We start from the raw sequence: 15,845 nt of genomic DNA, 5'->3' as shown, positions 1-15,845 counted from the left end.
CATGATCCGTTTTCCCTATGGCATCAGTAACTTCAATGCTATTCGTACCGAGGATAATCTGTACCTTGATCGCACGCAGCATATCCGTTCGTTAGAAGCTGCGGGTAAGCAATTGGTTTTCCTGCGTCCGCGCCGCTTTGGTAAATCCCTGCTGCTGTCTACGCTGGCTAATTATTACGATGTTAAGACGGCTGATCAATTTGAAACCCTGTTTGGAGGACTGGAAGTCGGGAGTAACCCAACTCCCGAACACAATCGTTACCTGATCTTGCGCTGGGATTTTTCCAAAGTATCCGCGCAGGGCAACATTGATGATATTAAAAACAGTTTATTCGAGGTCTTGAATCAAGAGTTTGAAGGATTCATTGAAACCTATCGGCATTACCTGACAGTTCCCGTCACCATTCGTGAAGATGCGCTGGCTACCTTCATGGCGGTGCTGAACAGCGTACATCTTAGTGGTCAACAGCTTTACCTGCTGATCGACGAATACGACAATTTCGCCAATGAAGTGCTGGTACGTGACCCGCACAACAGCCAGCGTTATCAGGATTTGCTGGAAGGTGAAGGCATTCTCAAATCGGTGTTCAAGATCATCAAAGGCAGTGCTGCCGAGGGCAAAATTGGGCGGGTATTCATCACGGGTGTATCGCCGCTGGTGCTGGCGGATATGACCAGCGGTTATAATGTCGCCACTGACATTTCCCATGATGAAGATTACAGTAACTTGTGCGGTATCGCGCCCACTGAATTACAAGACTTGGTACAAACCGTGGTCGGGCAGTGTGGACAAAGCGTCGAACAAGCCCAAGAAATTCTCAGTACCCTGCGCGAGTTTTACAATGGCTACCGTTTTTGCAGTAATCTCAATCACCCCAGCGTCTATAACCCCACGCTGTGCTTCTATTTTTTGCGCCATTACCAACGCCATTGCACCGCGCCGCGCCAAATGCTCGACGGAAACCTGATGATGGATGCCTCACGTATCCGCTACCTTGCCAGCCAGCCTAGCGGCACGGGGGTGGTAGAACGTATTCTCGATGAAGAAAGCAGCATCACGCTTGACCTTCTCGAAACCCGTTTCGGTGTGGAAAAACTAGCTGATTTACAACAGGATGAAGGCTACCTGCTGTCGCTGCTGTATTACTTTGGCATACTCACGATTGTTGGGACGGATATGCTGGGTAAACTGATATTGGGCATTCCCAACCTCGTGACCCGTGCGTTGTACGTGGATGAATTGCGCCAGCGCATCCTGCCTGCCCCGAAAGAGCGTCACGCGGTGGCGGCTATGGCAGAAAAATTCTACCAATCCGCCGATCTCCAGCCGCTGGCGGATTATCTGGAACAAAAATACTTCGCTGCTTTCAATAACCGTGATTATGCGTGGAGCAATGAACTCACCATCAAAACGGCGTTTTTGACCCTGCTGTTCAACGATATTTACTACGTGGTCGATTCCGAAACCGCGCTGCAACGCCGCTATGCTGATCTGGTACTGGTGATCCGCCCCAGTATGCGCCAATACCCCACCCTGAAAGACATTGTGTTGGAATTCAAATACCTGTCACTCAGCGACCTCAAACTCAGCGGTGAACAAGTATGCGCCCAATCCCGCGAAACTTTGGCACGACTGCCAGCGGTACAAACCGCGCTGCACGACGCGCTACAGCAATTGCAGCACTACCGCACCGTGTTGGCAGAAAAATACCGCGAGCCGGAACGTTTACGCTGTCTCGCGGTGGTATCGTTGGGTTTTGATCGCGTGGTCTGGCAGGAAGCTTAAATCACCTGACCCGGCAATTTGCGCGTATAACCCGCCGCGTCCAGCTTCGCCAGATACTCCACCCAGTTCTGCTCCATGTTCTTGCCAAGGTCATACAGCAAGTTCCAGTCGTAAATCCCGCTGTCGTGGTTGTCGTCAAAGAACAACTGAACCGCATAGTGACCTACTGGCTCAATGCCCTTGATATTCACGTTTTCCTTGCCGATTTGCAGCTTCTCCTGCCCAGGCCCATGCCCGCGCACTTCGGCTGACGGCGAATTCACGCGCAAGTATTCGCAACTCAGCGCGTGGACTTCATCGCCCGGCCAAGTAATCAACAGTTCGCGCGTTTTCTGGTTCAGGGTAATATCAAGTGGTGTCATGTTCGGTTCTCTTTACAAAATATAACGGCTAAGGTCTTCGTCTTTGACCAATTCGCCCAAAATCTGGTTGACGTATGCCGCGTCCACCGTCATTTGGTCGTCGCAATCGGGCGCTTCAAACAGCACATTTTCCAGCAAACGCTCGACCACCGTGTGCAGGCGGCGTGCGCCGATGTTTTCGGTGCGTTCGTTGACTTCAAAGGCAATTTCCGCAATCCGGCGCACCGCATCAGGGGCAAAGGTCAGCTTCACGCCTTCGGTTGCCAGCAGCCCTTGGTACTGTTCAGTTAGGGATGCGTTCGGTTCAGTGAGGATGCGTTCAAAGTCATTCGCGCTCAAGGCATCCATTTCTACACGAATTGGTAGCCGACCCTGTAATTCCGGTATTAAGTCGGAGGGTTTAGCCACGTGGAATGCGCCGGAGGCAATGAACAAAATATGGTCGGTTTTCACCATGCCGTATTTGGTATTGACGGTGCAGCCTTCGATCAATGGCAGCAAATCGCGTTGCACGCCTTCGCGGGAAACGTCCGCGCCGCTGGTTTGCCCGCTACGCGCCACTTTGTCGATTTCATCAAGGAATACGATGCCGGTTTGCTCGACCGCAAACAACGCGCGTTGCTTGAGTTCTTCCTCGTTGACCATTTTGTAGGCTTCTTCCTCGGTCAGGATTTTGAGCGCATCCTTGATTTTCATCTTGCGTTTGCGTTTTTTGCTCTGGTTGAGGTTTTGGAACATGCCTTGCAACTGGCTCGCCATTTCTTCCATGCCCGGTGGGGTCATGATTTCGACGCTTGCGCCACCGACCGAGACATCCAGCTCGATTTCTTTGTCGTTGAGTTCGCCTTCGCGCAATTTTTTGCGGAATTTTTGACGGGTGGCGGAATCGTCGCGCCCCGGTTTAGCAGATTCGTCATCGCCGCTGGAGAGCCATTCGTTGACCGGCGTTTCTTTGCGCGGTGCAGGTAACAGGATGTCGAGGATGCGTTCTTCCGCCGCTTCGCCCGCGCGGTATTTAACCTTTTCCACTTCCTGTTCGCGCATCATTTTCATCGCCATGTCCGCCAAGTCGCGGATGATGGAATCGACTTCCTTGCCCACGTAACCGACTTCGGTGAATTTGGTAGCTTCGACCTTGATGAACGGTGCATTGGCGAGTTTGGCGAGGCGGCGGGCAATTTCGGTTTTGCCGACACCCGTGGGGCCAATCATCAGGATGTTTTTCGGGGTCACTTCCGGGCGCAGCGCATCATCAAGCTGCTGTCGCCGCCAACGGTTACGCAACGCAATGGCGACGGAACGTTTGGCCTTGTCCTGACCAATGACGTGTTTGTCGAGTTCTTGAACAATTTCGCGGGGGGTCATCGTGCCGACAGTCATTGGAGTTCCTCAATGGTCAGGTTGTGGTTGCTGTAAATGCAAATGTCGGCAGCAATGTGCAAGCCTTTTTCGACGATTTCGCGGGCGGAAAGCGCGGTATTTTCCAGCAAGGCGCGTGCCGCCGATTGTGCAAATGCCCCGCCTGAGCCGATAGCGATTAAATCGTTTTCTTGCTCGATCACGTCGCCGTTGCCAGTGATTAGCAGGGAAGCAGTGGCATCTGCCACGATCAGCAAGGCTTCTAATTTGCGCAACATGCGGTCGGTGCGCCAGTCCTTGGCGAGTTCGACAGCAGCACGGGTGAGGTTGCCGTTGTACGCTTGCAGTTTGGTTTCAAAGCGTTCAAACAGGGTGAAGGCGTCTGCCGTGCCGCCAGCAAAGCCTGCGATGACTTTGTCATTGTATAAGCGGCGGACTTTGCGGGCATTGCCTTTCATCACCGTATTGCCCAGCGTGACTTGACCATCGCCGCCGACAACGACTTTGCCGTCGCGCCGCACGCTCAGGATGGTGGTTCCTCGGTATTGTTCCAAAATGCGCTCCAAATGCTTTTAGGTAGGCTATAGCGTGTGGGTGCGGTGTGTAAATTTCAAGGGCTAGGGCAAACCCGCGTTGTCATAAAAAAATAGTGTTTAAGAAACTACCGTGATACAGGTATTATATTGGACGACTTGCGGTGTTTTCTCTTTAAACTTCAATGAGTTATTATTGCTACATTGTTGTTTCAATACCACAACAGTTTTCATTCTTTGGGCCTTATGGAGGTGCAATATGAGTATCGTTGGTTTGATTATTTTTGCAGTCATCGTACTCGCAGCTTGTTATACGACCCGTTGCTTGCAACAAGGCGCACGGCGCGAAAATTTGCCCCGCGAAATTGAAAAGCAGTTGTAAAGCGATTTCTCTGGCGTAGACTGTTTCAAAAATCAACACACCCCATTAACTACACCTGCCCGCATAAAGCGGGCAGTGTTTTATCTACGCGTTGAACGCCCTACTTTTTGTGTACCAACCTGTTGCTTTGTGAATGAGTGAGCTATGCTGATTCGCAAGGGCTTATTGTGAATGGTGCGCAATTTTTATATGGAATTTTGATCGAATGCGGCAACAAAACACTGCGCTTATCCTGTTAGTGGATGAGGCGTGTGAGAGCGAAAATTTATTCCGTCACGCACAAGCCGCAATCGCAGCCGGTGCGCAAAGCCTGTTATTGCTGGCGTGTGAGCGCAATGGCTTGACTCCAGCATTGGTGGATGTTGGCTTGCAAGCTTTGCCCGTGCCAGTTTTTGGCGGCATTTTCCCACAGATTGTGGTCGATTCGCGCCGCTTGGAACAGGGTTATGTGGTGTGTGGCTTGCCGTTTGCGGTGACGGTCGAATACGTCGCTAAACTCTCAGACCCTAGCGCGGATTACCGTTCCGCCCTCGCTGCCTTAACCGCTACGGTTAACCCGCCGCAAACGTTGGTGGTGTTGGTTGATGGGTTGAGCACGCGGATTTCAGCTTTACTGGAAAGCCTTTACGGTGAATTCGGCGATGAATGCACGTATATCGGCGGTGGTGCTGGTTCGCTCAGTTTTCAGCAGCAAGCATGTTTATTCAGCAATCAAGGTTTGGTTGGCGATTGCGCCCAACTGACCGCGTTGAATCTTCCTGTTAGCATTGGCATTGAACACGGCTGGCATAGCTTTGCAGAGCCTTTTTTCGTGACCGGCTCACAGCATAACACCGTGTTATCGTTGGACTATCAACCCGCGTTTGAGGTTTATCGCCGCGTGGTGGAAGCGGATAGCGGGCGTTCGTTTGCGGACACGCCGTTCTTTGAATTGAGCAAGGCTTACCCGTTTGGGTTGGTGCGTTTGACCAAGGATGTGGTGGTGCGTGATCCGTTATTTTGCCGCGATAATGCAATTACGTGCATTGGCGAAGTGCCTGCGCATCACATGTTGTACATCCTCAAAGGCGATGCGGAACATTTATTGCTGGCGGCTCGTGATTGCACCTTAACGGCATTACGCGCCCAGCCTGCGCCATGCATGGCGTTGCTGTTTGATTGCGTGAGCCGCGCCTTGTTTCTCGACCACCGTTTTCAGGAAGAACTCGATACTATCCGCGCCCATTTACCCGCTGATTTGCCGCTGTTGGGCGTCTTGTCGCTGGGTGAAATTGCGGATGCAGGCAATGCGTGTCTGGAGTTTTTTAATAAAACCACGGTATTGGGGATTGTTGCTGACGCATGAGTACGACATTAGAACTGGTATCGGTGCAATACGCACTGGCGTTACTTGTCGGGCAAAGTCTGGATTTGCGCACGATGTTGCACCAGTTTCTGCCGCCTGCCTTGAAACTGTTGAATTGCCGCAGCGGTTATTTGTGGCTACGGCGCTGTGAGCCATTTGACACGATTGCAGGCATTGAACCTTGTTACAGTTACCCCAAGCTGAAAATTCCATTGGTGGATAAGTCCGCTACGCTGGCGGCGGTGATTCAACCGATTGCGGATAACGCTTGGTTATTGACCCAGCCGTTGGATAGTGTGGAAACCGACGGCAGTTATTGCCACCTATTGCCCATCGGTCAAAGCGGTTTGCTGGTATTGCGGCGTGACCCGCCCTTATCAGTGGCGCAATTGCAGGCATTAACGCCCGTACTAATGCGTTTGGAAACCGCGTGTCTGGCGTGTGTGCAACACGCCAATTTGGAGGCCGCCCGTCAGGAAGCCGAACGCGCGAATCAGGCAAAAAACGAATTTCTGGCGATGATCAGCCATGAAATCCGTACCCCGATGAACAGTGTGATGGGGCTGACCGATTTGCTGGGATACAGCGAACTTGCGCCTGCGCAACGCGAATACGTGGAGTTGATTCGGGCATCTTCGGGCGCGTTGCTGGATATTATCAATGAGATTTTGGATTTTTCGCGGATCGAATCCGGGGCGACCCGTTTAAACAATGCGCCATTCAATGTGCGGGCGTTGCTGGAAACGGCATTAGTGCCACTGGCAATGGCGGCGCGTCATAAGGCTATCGCCTTTGATTGGCGCATTGCGGCTGATGTGCCGGAAACCTTGCAAGGCGATGCTGGGCGCTTACGGCAAGTGCTGATCAATTTGGTCGGCAATGCGCTCAAATTTACCAACAGTGACGGCAATATTGCGATTGCAATCAGCGCCGAACCAAACCCTCCAGCGGGCTATGCGCGGGTAAGGTTTAGCGTGCGCGATACTGGTATTGGGATTGCGGCGGAACAGCTTGAGCTTATTTTCCAGCCCTTTCAGCAAGCGGATAGCCGAATTTCACGGCGTTATGGCGGCACGGGCTTAGGGCTGACCATTTCCGCACAATTGGTCGCGATGATGGGCGGGCAATTGCAGGTTGAGAGCCAACTTGCGCAGGGCAGTACCTTTCATTTCACCTTATTGCTGCCAACCGAAGTCACGCAAACACCGGCAGCGCCTGTCACCAATGCCTTGGGCATGGTGCAACGCCCGCTGACGATTTTGTTGGCGGAAGACAATGAAATCAATGGCATGTTTACGCGCTTATTGCTCAATAAAGTCGGGCATCAGGTGACGGTAGTGGTAAACGGGCGTGAAGCGCTGGAAAGCTGGCAACAGCAGCGCCCGGATGTGATTCTCATGGATATGCAAATGCCGGTAATGGATGGCGTCGAAGCCACCTTGCTGATTCGTGCCCATGAGCAAATGACCGGCACGCACACGCCGATTATTGCGCTGACGGCGAATGTGCTGGCGAGCGACCGCGAACGTTGCTTGCAAGCCGGTATGGATGATTTCCTCAGCAAACCTTTCGAGTTGCCGGTGTTACTGGCTGTGCTGGAGCGGGCAACCGCCCGCTGAAATGTCACTAAACGTTGGGTTGTGGTGCTGCATTGACCGACATAATCGGGGAGATCTGGTATTTGTTACGTGCTGCCAGCGGTAACGAATGACCTCGGTTGGGTAATTGTTTGGGTTTGCCCGCGTAATTAACCGGCGGCTGCGCGTTGAAATTTACAATCCAAGGCTGAGTTTCGGCTTTGCTCTGGCGTAACATCGCCAATACACAATCTGCCGTGCTTTGATTATTTGCCATCGGAATATTCAACAGTGTGGCAATGCGCAGCAAAGCTTTGACATCCGCGTCGTGTGGAACTGGGGTCATGGGATCCCAAAAGAAAATTAAAATATCAATCGAGCCTTCCGAAATACGTGCGCCGATTTGTTGATCACCACCGAGCGGCCCACTGAGTAAGCAGGTGACATCCAAGCCGGTTTGTTCCGCCAATAAACGCCCGGTTGTGCCGGTGGCAAATAACGCGCATTCGGCAAGGATAGGATAATTGGCTTTCGACCATTGAATAAGTGCCGCTTTTAGATTGTCGTGCGCAACCAATGCGATTCTATATTTATGCATGTTCCTCAAGCCCCCGCTACTGAAACGCTGCCATTTGATTAATTTTTTTGATTACAGATTAATCTTACCGCATTGCTAGGTATTGATGCAATCCGTCAGCAAGCATTAAGTTGGGCATTTCCCGTGCACTATTCTGGGGCGTATAATGCGGAGATACGCAGCCATGTGAGAACAACAATGCCGCCAGTACCAGTAAATGATGCCATTTTAACCAATAGCCCTTATCTGCAACACCAATTTGCTCGCCACCCCGAATGGCAAGCTTACGTGGATGCCAGCCAGCCGTATGCCGAGGGTGAATTGGTGCAAAACATCGCGGCGGAAGTGGTTGCACTGCCCGATTACGACAGCGTATTGCGCACGGTGCGCATCATCCGCAACCGCGAAATGGTACGTATTGCCTACCGCGATTTGCTGGGCATGGCTGAACTCGCTGAAACGTTGCAAACCACTTCCGACCTCGCCGACGGTTTGGTGGACGCAGCTTATCGCTGGTGTTACGCCGAACTCACCGCCAAACACGGCATTCCGCGCAGCCGTAGCGGTGAACCCCAGCAGATGGTGATTATCGGCATGGGGAAACTCGGTGGGCAGGAACTCAACTTTTCTTCCGACATCGACATGATTTTTGCCTTTCCCGAAGCAGGCGCAACTGACGGCAAGCGCGACCTCGACAACCAAACGTTTTTCACCCGTGTCGGGCAACGCCTGATTGGGTTATTGGGGCAAACCACGGCGGAGGGCATTGTGTACCGCGTCGATATGCGCTTACGCCCGTTTGGTGAAGTCGGCGCACTTGCGCTGTCGTTCGATGCGATGGAGCATTATTACGAAACCCACGGGCGCGAATGGGAACGTTACGCCCTGATCAAGGCGCGGGTGATGGCGGGCGACAAAACCAACGGCGCGGAATTGATGGCACGGTTGCGCCCGTTCGTGTTCCGGCGCTACCTCGATTACGGCGCGATTGAGCAATTACGCGATATGAAGGCGATGATCAACCGCGAAACCGAACGGCGGGGCAAATACCTTGATGTGAAGCTCGGCACGGGCGGTATTCGCGAAATCGAATTTACGGCGCAAGTGTTTCAATTGATGCGCGGCGGGCGGATTCCCGAATTGCGGGGGCGTAGTTTGCTGCCGACGCTGGATGCATTGCAGGCGCAACAATTGCTGACGGCGGAAGAGTTTGCGGTATTACAATCGGCGTACCATTTCCTGCGCCGCACGGAAAACCGCCTGCAAATGTGGAATGACGAACAGACCCATTCGCTGCCAACCGCGCCGGAACGCCAAGCCTGCCTTGCCAGCTCGATGGGGTTTGCGGATTGGGTGAATTTTGAGGCGGAATTGAATCGTCATCAGCGGGCGGTTTCGCAGATTTTCCAGCGCGTGTTTGCGCTCGAAACGCAGGAAAGTCAACCGATGCCTGAACATCCCGCGATTCAGGCACTGTTGCACAGCCGTTTGTACAACACCTTGACTGATACGGGGCGCAGCCGTTTGAACCGCTTGCTGCCTGCGTTGCTGGATGCGTGTAATGCCTTGGCTGACCCTGAACAGGCGTTGGAACGCTGTTTGCGGATTGTGCAAAAGATTGCGCCGCGTTCCGGCTACATTGCGATGCTGGCGGATCACCCGAATGCGTTGGAGCAATTCGTGCGCTTGGTCAGTGACAGTTTGTGGATTACCAGCCAGTTGACCGATCACCCGATTTTACTGGATCAATTGCTGGATTCGCGCCAGTTGTATGCGCCGTTGGATCGTGAACAATTGGGCGCGGCGTTGCGGCTGGAATTGGAACGCATTGATCAGGGCGACACCGAACAGGTGATGGAACGGTTGCGCCAATTCAAGCAAGCGCAAGTGTTGCGGGTGGCAGCGGCGGATATTACCGGCGTATTGCCGCTGATGAAGGTGTCGGATCAGTTGACCTGGATTGCCGAGGCGGTGCTGGAAGAAACCCAGCGGCATGTGTGGGCGACGATGACGGCACAAACGGGCGTGCCGTGTTACAAGAATGAAGCGGGGGAAACGCAGCAAGCGGGGTTTGCGATTATTGCTTACGGCAAACTTGGCGGGCTGGAACTGGGTTACGGTTCGGATCTCGACATTATTTTTTTGCACGACAGTCACGGTACGGCGCAGCAAACTGCTTCGACTACGCTCAGCAACCCTAAAGTGTTGGAAAATGCAGTGTTCTTTGCGCGTTTCGCCCAAAAAATTATTCACACGCTGACGACGTTTACGCCTGCGGGACGCTTGTACGAAACCGATACGCGCTTGCGCCCCAGTGGGGCTTCGGGTTTGCTGGTTAGCAGTTTGAATGCGTTCCGCACCTACCAGCAGGAAAAGGCGTGGGTGTGGGAACATCAGGCCTTGTTACGAGCGCGGGTGATTACGGGAACGGAGCGTTTACGGGCGCAATTTGAGCAAGTACGTCATGAGATTTTGTGTCAGCCGCGTGATAGGGCAGAGTTGCGCAAGCAGGTGATTGCGATGCGCCAGAAAATGTGGGAAAGCATGGCGAGCAAGGATGCCAGTATTTTTAACCTGAAAAAAGACCCTGGTGGGGTGACGGATATTGAATTTGTTGTGCAGTTTCTGATTTTGGCTCATGCGCACGAACACCCGGAATTGGTGCGCTGGAGCGACAATATCCGGCAATTGGAAGCGTTGCAGGGGGCGGGGATTTTGCCAGCGGATACGGCGGGGATGTTGGCGGATGTTTATCGGACATTGCGTGATCGTATCCACGCATTGGCGTTGCAGGAGCAGGAAGCCGTGGTGGAGGCGGGGCGATTGGTGCGTGAGCGCGAGGCGGTGCAGGGGGGCTTGGGTGGGGTTGGTGGAGGCTCAATACAACATCCCAAACAACCACAGCGGAATCCGCCTGCCATCCCCGATGACCACATCATCGACCACCGCATAACCATCCGGGTGCTGGGCAAGCTGTTTGAGGGTTTTGCCAGCACCTCCGATTTCAAATACCCAACGTTCATCCACCACAAAATCGCCCTTGTCGTGGTAATGCACCTGATGCTGGTAACTCAGTTGTGAGACAAAAAAACTTTCGCGCAGCGAGCCGACATTGGGGCTGGCGCACAGCGCGTAAAACAGGTTGGTGTTATCCAGCAGCAGCTTGTCCGGCTTGTTGACGGTACGCATTCCGCTGCCACCGCGCACGATATGCACCAAACTGCCCGCGCTCATGCTGTCGAGATAGCGCGAAAGCGTCGGCCATGATGTTCCGACCCCCGCGCTCAGTTTGGAGATGTTCAATTCCACCGGATCAGTGCTGCACAGCATGTAGAGCAGCTTTTTCAGCTTATCCAGTTTGCCGGGGTCGATGCTGTAGAGGCTGGCAAGGTCGGAATCAATCGTCAGGTTAATCACTTCCAGCAGCTTGCTGGTGTAATTGTCCAGCGATTCGCGGTAGAACGGGTAAGCACCGTAACGCAGGTATTTCTTGAACTGTTCAATCGGGCGCACGGTTTGCATGACGTTTGCTGCAAGGTTGGCGTGATTGGCGAGGATGTCGGGCAGGGCATAAGCCGCAAAACGTTGCCCGGTTTCGATTTCCATGAATTCGCGCAATGACAGTACCGGCAGCTCATGTACCACCGCCCGCCGCGACAAATCCGCCAGTTCGTGTTCCAGCCGCAACGCCGATGAACCGGAAAAGATCACCTGCAAATCAAAGGTATCGCGGATCGCCTTGAGGTGAATGGCAAAGCCCTTGCGCTTGTGGATTTCGTCGATCAGCAGCAGTTGCCCGCCTTCTTGGTAAAAGGTTTGCGCTAGGGCATACAAATCCACATCCACCATCGCTGGGTGGTCGCAGGCAATGTACAGGATACGGGAGGCTTCCAAGCCGCAGGTTTGCGCGTGTTGCAACAGCACGGTGGTCTTGCCACAACCGCGTGCGCCCTTGATACCGATCAGTTGTTCGCCGAAGTCGATGCGAGTGTGCAGGAAACGGCGGTATTCGGGTTGCCGTCGGGCGAGGATTAAGGCGGATGTCTGACGGAGGATGGGGGAAATCATCGTCTGTGAAACCTGTTTTTGGTGAAAAGTGGCTTTTGTCTAAAGTGTAGTTTAGAACATAAGGTCAAAATTATCACTTACAGGTTTCTTACCATAGCATTCAGGTTTTGCCTTTGCGATAGGCTTGAATTTCTTCACGCACCATTTGTATGACTTCTGCTTCGCTCATGTTTGCAAATTCATCGGGGGGCGGTTCTGCCAAACGCTGTTGCAGGTAATCCCGGCTGATGAGGTTTTGGATGTATTCACTCGCGTTGCTGTAATCGCCACTCACAATCCGTTGGTTGATCCACGTTTTCATGTCTTCGGGTAAAGAGATATTCAATGTTGTCATGGCTTGTCTCTCCCGTTTGTACCTCGCTAAAGTCTTGAGCTTAGGAATATTATTGTCAATACTGACCGAACTCAAGCAACAAGCCGGAATGACGGTCTGAACTGACCCATTGCCGAGGAAAACATGACCAAGCAAACCTTCACACTGACCGATTTAAAAAAGCATCTTGCCCAGAAAAGCAAAGAACAACTCATTGCTGACATCGCCGAACTGTACAAAACCTTTTCGCCAGTTAAGGAGCTCTATCAGGCGCAACATGCGGACATCAGCGAAATAGCCCAAAAATACAAGGACATAATCATCAAGGAATTTGGTGGTACTGAGAGAGGATTCCCCAAAGCCCGGTTCTCGGTTGCCCGTAACGCTTTCAATGACTTCAAAAAGCTAACCAATGAACCCGCGCTGATTGCTGACATGATGTTGACGTATGTGGAAAGCACGTCAGGGTTCTGTTCGGAATATGGCCCGGATGGCGAGGAATATTATACTCGCCCGGAAAACATGTTTACTCAAGCCTTGCAGCTCATCCAAACACACAATCTGCTGGAGGATTTTCGGGATCGGGCGTATAGCATCGTCAGGAATGCCACTGAAGGCTATGGGCATCGGGATTCATTGCGGGATAGCTATGACGATTTTTATCCCTGAGGGCTTGCTCACATGACCAAGGTTTTCATCAGTTACAGCCACGATTCTGACGCGCACCGCGAGTTTGTGCGCGGCATATCCGACCGTTTGCGTAAGGAAGGGCTGGATTGTCTGATTGACCTGTATGTGAACGGTTTTCCACCCGAAGGTTGGCAGCGTTGGATGGAAAACCAGATCGAAGCGGCAGATTTTGTGTTGTTGGTTTGCACCGAAACTTATTTGCGGCGTTACCGTGGGCAGGAAACTGACGGTGGGCGCGGTGTGACATTTGAAGGCGTGGTTATTTCACAAACGCTGTACGACCACTATTTCCGCAATACTAAGTTCATCCCGCTAATTCCGACGCATGGCAGTCTGGAGCATGTACCGCTAACACTGAAACCTTATTCGACGTACTGCCTGCCCAGTGATTATGACAAGTTGTACCGCGTGCTGACGGGGCAAGCTGAATACATTGCGCCGCCGTTGGGGGAAATCCGTTCCTTGCCAGCGGCGAATGGACACGCGCCAACCACCATCCACTCCGACCGCCTCCCCACCGTCAAAGGCGGCTTCTTCGGACGCTCCGCCGAACTGCAACTTCTCACCAACGCATGGGCAAACACCACCACCCGCATCCTCCAATTCATCGCCCCCGGCGGCACAGGCAAAACCAAACTGCTGCGCCACTGGCTTGACCACACCGCCGACATCCCGGTGCTAATCGCGTGGTCGTTCTATTCGCAAGGGTCATCTGAAGACAAGCAGACTTCCGCCACGCCGTTTTTCAGCCATGCGTTTGCCAAGCTGGGTTCGAGCCGCGAGCGGTTTGCGTCGGAGGAGGATAAGGGCGACCACCTCGCCGAATTGCTGCGCGGCAAACGCTATGTGCTGGTGCTGGATGGGTTAGAGCCGCTGCAACACGGCGGCGCGGCGATGCGCGGCGAACTCAAGGACAAAGCCATCCGCCAGTTGCTGCGCCAGCTTGCCCGCCATCCGTGCGGTTTGTGCATTATCACCACGCGGATTGCGCTGCATGAACTCAGTGACCGCGACACGCCTACCGTCATCCGCCACGACTTGCAAAACCTGACAGCGGCGGATGGCATCCAGTTGCTGCAATCGCTGGGGGTGAAGGGCAACGCGGCGGAACTGGGCAAGGCGGTGGGTGAATACGGCGGTCATGCGCTGGCGTTGAGTTTGCTGGGGAATGTGTTGCGGCTGCGGCATCAGGGCGATGTACGCAAGCGCGATACGCTCACGGCACTGGTCAAAGCGACGGGCAACCGCGACAGCCGCCACGCCTTCAAGGTGATGCAGGCTTATGCGGAATGGTTTGCGGGCGAGCCGGAACTGGCGTTGTTGCACTTGTTGGGGCTGTTCGACCACCCCATCAGGCAAGACGTGCTGCAAATGCTGTGGGATGCGCAGATTCCGCACCTGACCGCAGGCATTGATGAAGACGAATGGCTGGAAGCCATCGCCAGTTTGCGCGAAGAACACCACCTGTTGTCGCAGCATGACGGTGGCGGCGACCTCGACTGCCACCCGCTGATCCGCGAATACTTCGGCGGGCAACTGCAAACCCAGCAACCGCAAGCATGGCAGCAGGCGCATGAACGGCTGTACGAATACTACAAAGCCCTGCCGGAGAAGGAGTTGCCCGAAACGCTGGAAGAAATGCAGCCGCTGTTCAGTGCGGTGGCACATGGGTGTGCGGCGGGGTTGCATCAGCAGGCGTTGGATGAGGTTTACTGGCCTCGTATCAAACGCGAAGGTGAGCATTACCTGACGGCAAAACTCGGTGCTTTCAGCGATGACCTCGCCACCGTAGCGCATTTCTTCACGACCCCGTGGCACACCCCCGCAGCGGGTTTGCAGGAAATCTGGCAAGCCGGAGTGCTGAACTGGGCAGGTTTCTGCTTACGCGCATTGGGGAGGCTGCGTGAGGCATTGGAGCGGATGCAGGTAGATATTGCAATGGCGGAAAAACAAGAAGACTGGAAAGGTGCAGCACAAGCAGCCAGCAACCTCAGCGAACTGCAACTCACCCTCGGCGATGTGGCACAAGCGGTGGAAAGCGGTGCACGCAGCAGCCGCTACGCCGACCAGTCCGGGAATATGTTCTGGCGTATGGGATGCCGCATCACCCACGCCGATGCCCTGCATCAGGCAGGGGACACCGCCGCCGCCCTTGCCCTGTTCCGGGAAGCGGAGCAACTCCAGCAGGAAGACCAGCCTTCGTACCCGCGCATGTATTCGCTGCAAGGTTTCCGCTACTGCGACCTGCTGCTGGCGCAGGGTAGCACGCCGGAGGTGCTGGAGCGGGCGGAATATGCGTTGAATATAGCCCAAAATGGTAGTGCTCCTTTGCTGACGATTGCACTGGATCAACTCACCCTCGGACGCGCCCATCTGCAACAACGCTTACTCCCCTCTACCTCCGGGAGAGGGGATGGGGGTGAGGGTCTTCACTGGCTGGAGCAGGCTGTCGCTGGTTTGCGTGCAGCAGGACAACAGCAGTATTTACCATTCGGTCTGCTCGCCCGCGCTGCGCTGCACCGCCACACCCGCGCCTTCGCCCGCGCCCGACAGGACTTGCAGGAAGTGTTCGACATCGCCGACGGCAGCGGGATGCGGCTGCATTTGACGGATTATCATTTGGAGATGGCGCGGTTGTTGGTGGCGGAGGAAGAAAATCCCCCTCAATCCCCCTTTTGCAAAGGGGGGCTAGGGGGGATTTCTCTTCAAGCGCACATCGAAGCCGCCGCCAAGCTGATCAACGCAACCGGCTACCACCGCCGCGATCAAGCGCTATTAGACTTGCAACAAGCCATTGCTAAGCATGAAACAACCGTCCATCCTCCCACTTGCCCTATCACCGATTAATTTCAG

At 53.9% G+C, this 15,845-nt stretch carries 11 protein-coding genes and 1 pseudogene; 6 read left to right on the top strand and 6 right to left on the bottom strand.

Annotated elements, in window-relative coordinates; genetic code table 11:
- Position 1: 1 nt before the first annotated feature.
- Positions 2 to 1,786, top strand: coding sequence for an AAA family ATPase (locus tag L3K52_01615; protein ID UOG92446.1), 1,785 nt, complete (start codon positions 2 to 4; stop codon positions 1,784 to 1,786).
- On the opposite strand, the gene L3K52_01610 is transcribed toward L3K52_01615, so the two are convergent.
- The 3 genes from L3K52_01610 to hslV are packed head-to-tail and all read right to left on the bottom strand — an operon-like array spanning position 1,783 to position 4,061.
- On the bottom strand, positions 1,783 to 2,148 hold the full coding sequence (locus tag L3K52_01610; GenBank protein ID UOG92445.1) for a DUF971 domain-containing protein: 366 nt from the start codon (positions 2,146 to 2,148) through the stop codon (positions 1,783 to 1,785). The genes L3K52_01615 and L3K52_01610 overlap by 4 nt on opposite strands.
- Positions 2,149 to 2,160: 12 nt before the next feature.
- Positions 2,161 to 3,528, bottom strand: coding sequence for an ATP-dependent protease ATPase subunit HslU (gene hslU / locus L3K52_01605; GenBank protein UOG92444.1), 1,368 nt, complete (start codon positions 3,526 to 3,528; stop codon positions 2,161 to 2,163).
- Positions 3,525 to 4,061, bottom strand: a complete 537-nt coding sequence (gene hslV / locus L3K52_01600; protein UOG92443.1) for an ATP-dependent protease subunit HslV — start codon at positions 4,059 to 4,061, stop codon at positions 3,525 to 3,527. The genes hslU and hslV overlap by 4 nt, the downstream gene beginning before the upstream one ends.
- Positions 4,062 to 4,627: 566 nt before the next feature.
- Here hslV and L3K52_01595 point away from each other — a divergent pair.
- Positions 4,628 to 5,767, top strand: a complete 1,140-nt coding sequence (locus L3K52_01595) for an FIST C-terminal domain-containing protein (protein ID UOG92442.1) — start codon at positions 4,628 to 4,630, stop codon at positions 5,765 to 5,767.
- The gene (locus L3K52_01590; protein ID UOG92441.1) at positions 5,764 to 7,386 is read left to right on the top strand and encodes an ATP-binding protein; all 1,623 of its coding nucleotides are present in this window, start codon (positions 5,764 to 5,766) and stop codon (positions 7,384 to 7,386) included. The genes L3K52_01595 and L3K52_01590 overlap by 4 nt, the downstream gene beginning before the upstream one ends.
- A 7-nt stretch (positions 7,387 to 7,393) precedes the next feature.
- Here L3K52_01590 and L3K52_01585 read toward each other — a convergent pair whose 3' ends face one another.
- The gene (locus L3K52_01585) at positions 7,394 to 7,942 is read right to left on the bottom strand and encodes a methylglyoxal synthase (GenBank protein ID UOG92440.1); all 549 of its coding nucleotides are present in this window, start codon (positions 7,940 to 7,942) and stop codon (positions 7,394 to 7,396) included.
- A 177-nt stretch (positions 7,943 to 8,119) separates the two neighbouring features.
- Between L3K52_01585 and glnE the strand changes: the two genes are divergently transcribed.
- Positions 8,120 to 11,002, top strand: a complete 2,883-nt coding sequence (gene glnE, locus L3K52_01580; protein UOG92439.1) for a bifunctional [glutamate--ammonia ligase]-adenylyl-L-tyrosine phosphorylase/[glutamate--ammonia-ligase] adenylyltransferase — start codon at positions 8,120 to 8,122, stop codon at positions 11,000 to 11,002.
- A 582-nt stretch (positions 11,003 to 11,584) separates the two neighbouring features.
- Here the strand turns inward: glnE and L3K52_01575 are convergent.
- Together L3K52_01575 and L3K52_01570 are read right to left on the bottom strand one after the other, a co-directional pair.
- A pseudogene (locus L3K52_01575) lies at positions 11,585 to 11,989 on the bottom strand (AAA family ATPase).
- Between the two features lie 100 nt (positions 11,990 to 12,089).
- Positions 12,090 to 12,323 (bottom strand): type II toxin-antitoxin system ParD family antitoxin, encoded by a 234-nt coding sequence (locus L3K52_01570; protein UOG92438.1) that lies wholly within the window; start codon positions 12,321 to 12,323, stop codon positions 12,090 to 12,092.
- A 123-nt stretch (positions 12,324 to 12,446) separates the two neighbouring features.
- Between L3K52_01570 and L3K52_01565 the strand changes: the two genes are divergently transcribed.
- Positions 12,447 to 12,971, top strand: a complete 525-nt coding sequence (locus L3K52_01565) for a DUF6155 family protein (GenBank protein ID UOG92437.1) — start codon at positions 12,447 to 12,449, stop codon at positions 12,969 to 12,971.
- Positions 12,972 to 12,983: 12 nt separating this feature from the next.
- Positions 12,984 to 15,839: a toll/interleukin-1 receptor domain-containing protein gene (locus tag L3K52_01560; protein ID UOG92436.1), complete on the top strand. Its 2,856-nt coding sequence runs from the start codon at positions 12,984 to 12,986 to the stop codon at positions 15,837 to 15,839.
- The last annotated feature ends 6 nt before the right edge of the window (positions 15,840 to 15,845 follow it).

Source organism: Candidatus Thiothrix sulfatifontis (assembly GCA_022828425.1).
Classification (GTDB): domain Bacteria; phylum Pseudomonadota; class Gammaproteobacteria; order Thiotrichales; family Thiotrichaceae; genus Thiothrix; species Thiothrix sulfatifontis.
This window is presented reverse-complemented; position numbering and strand designations above follow the sequence as displayed.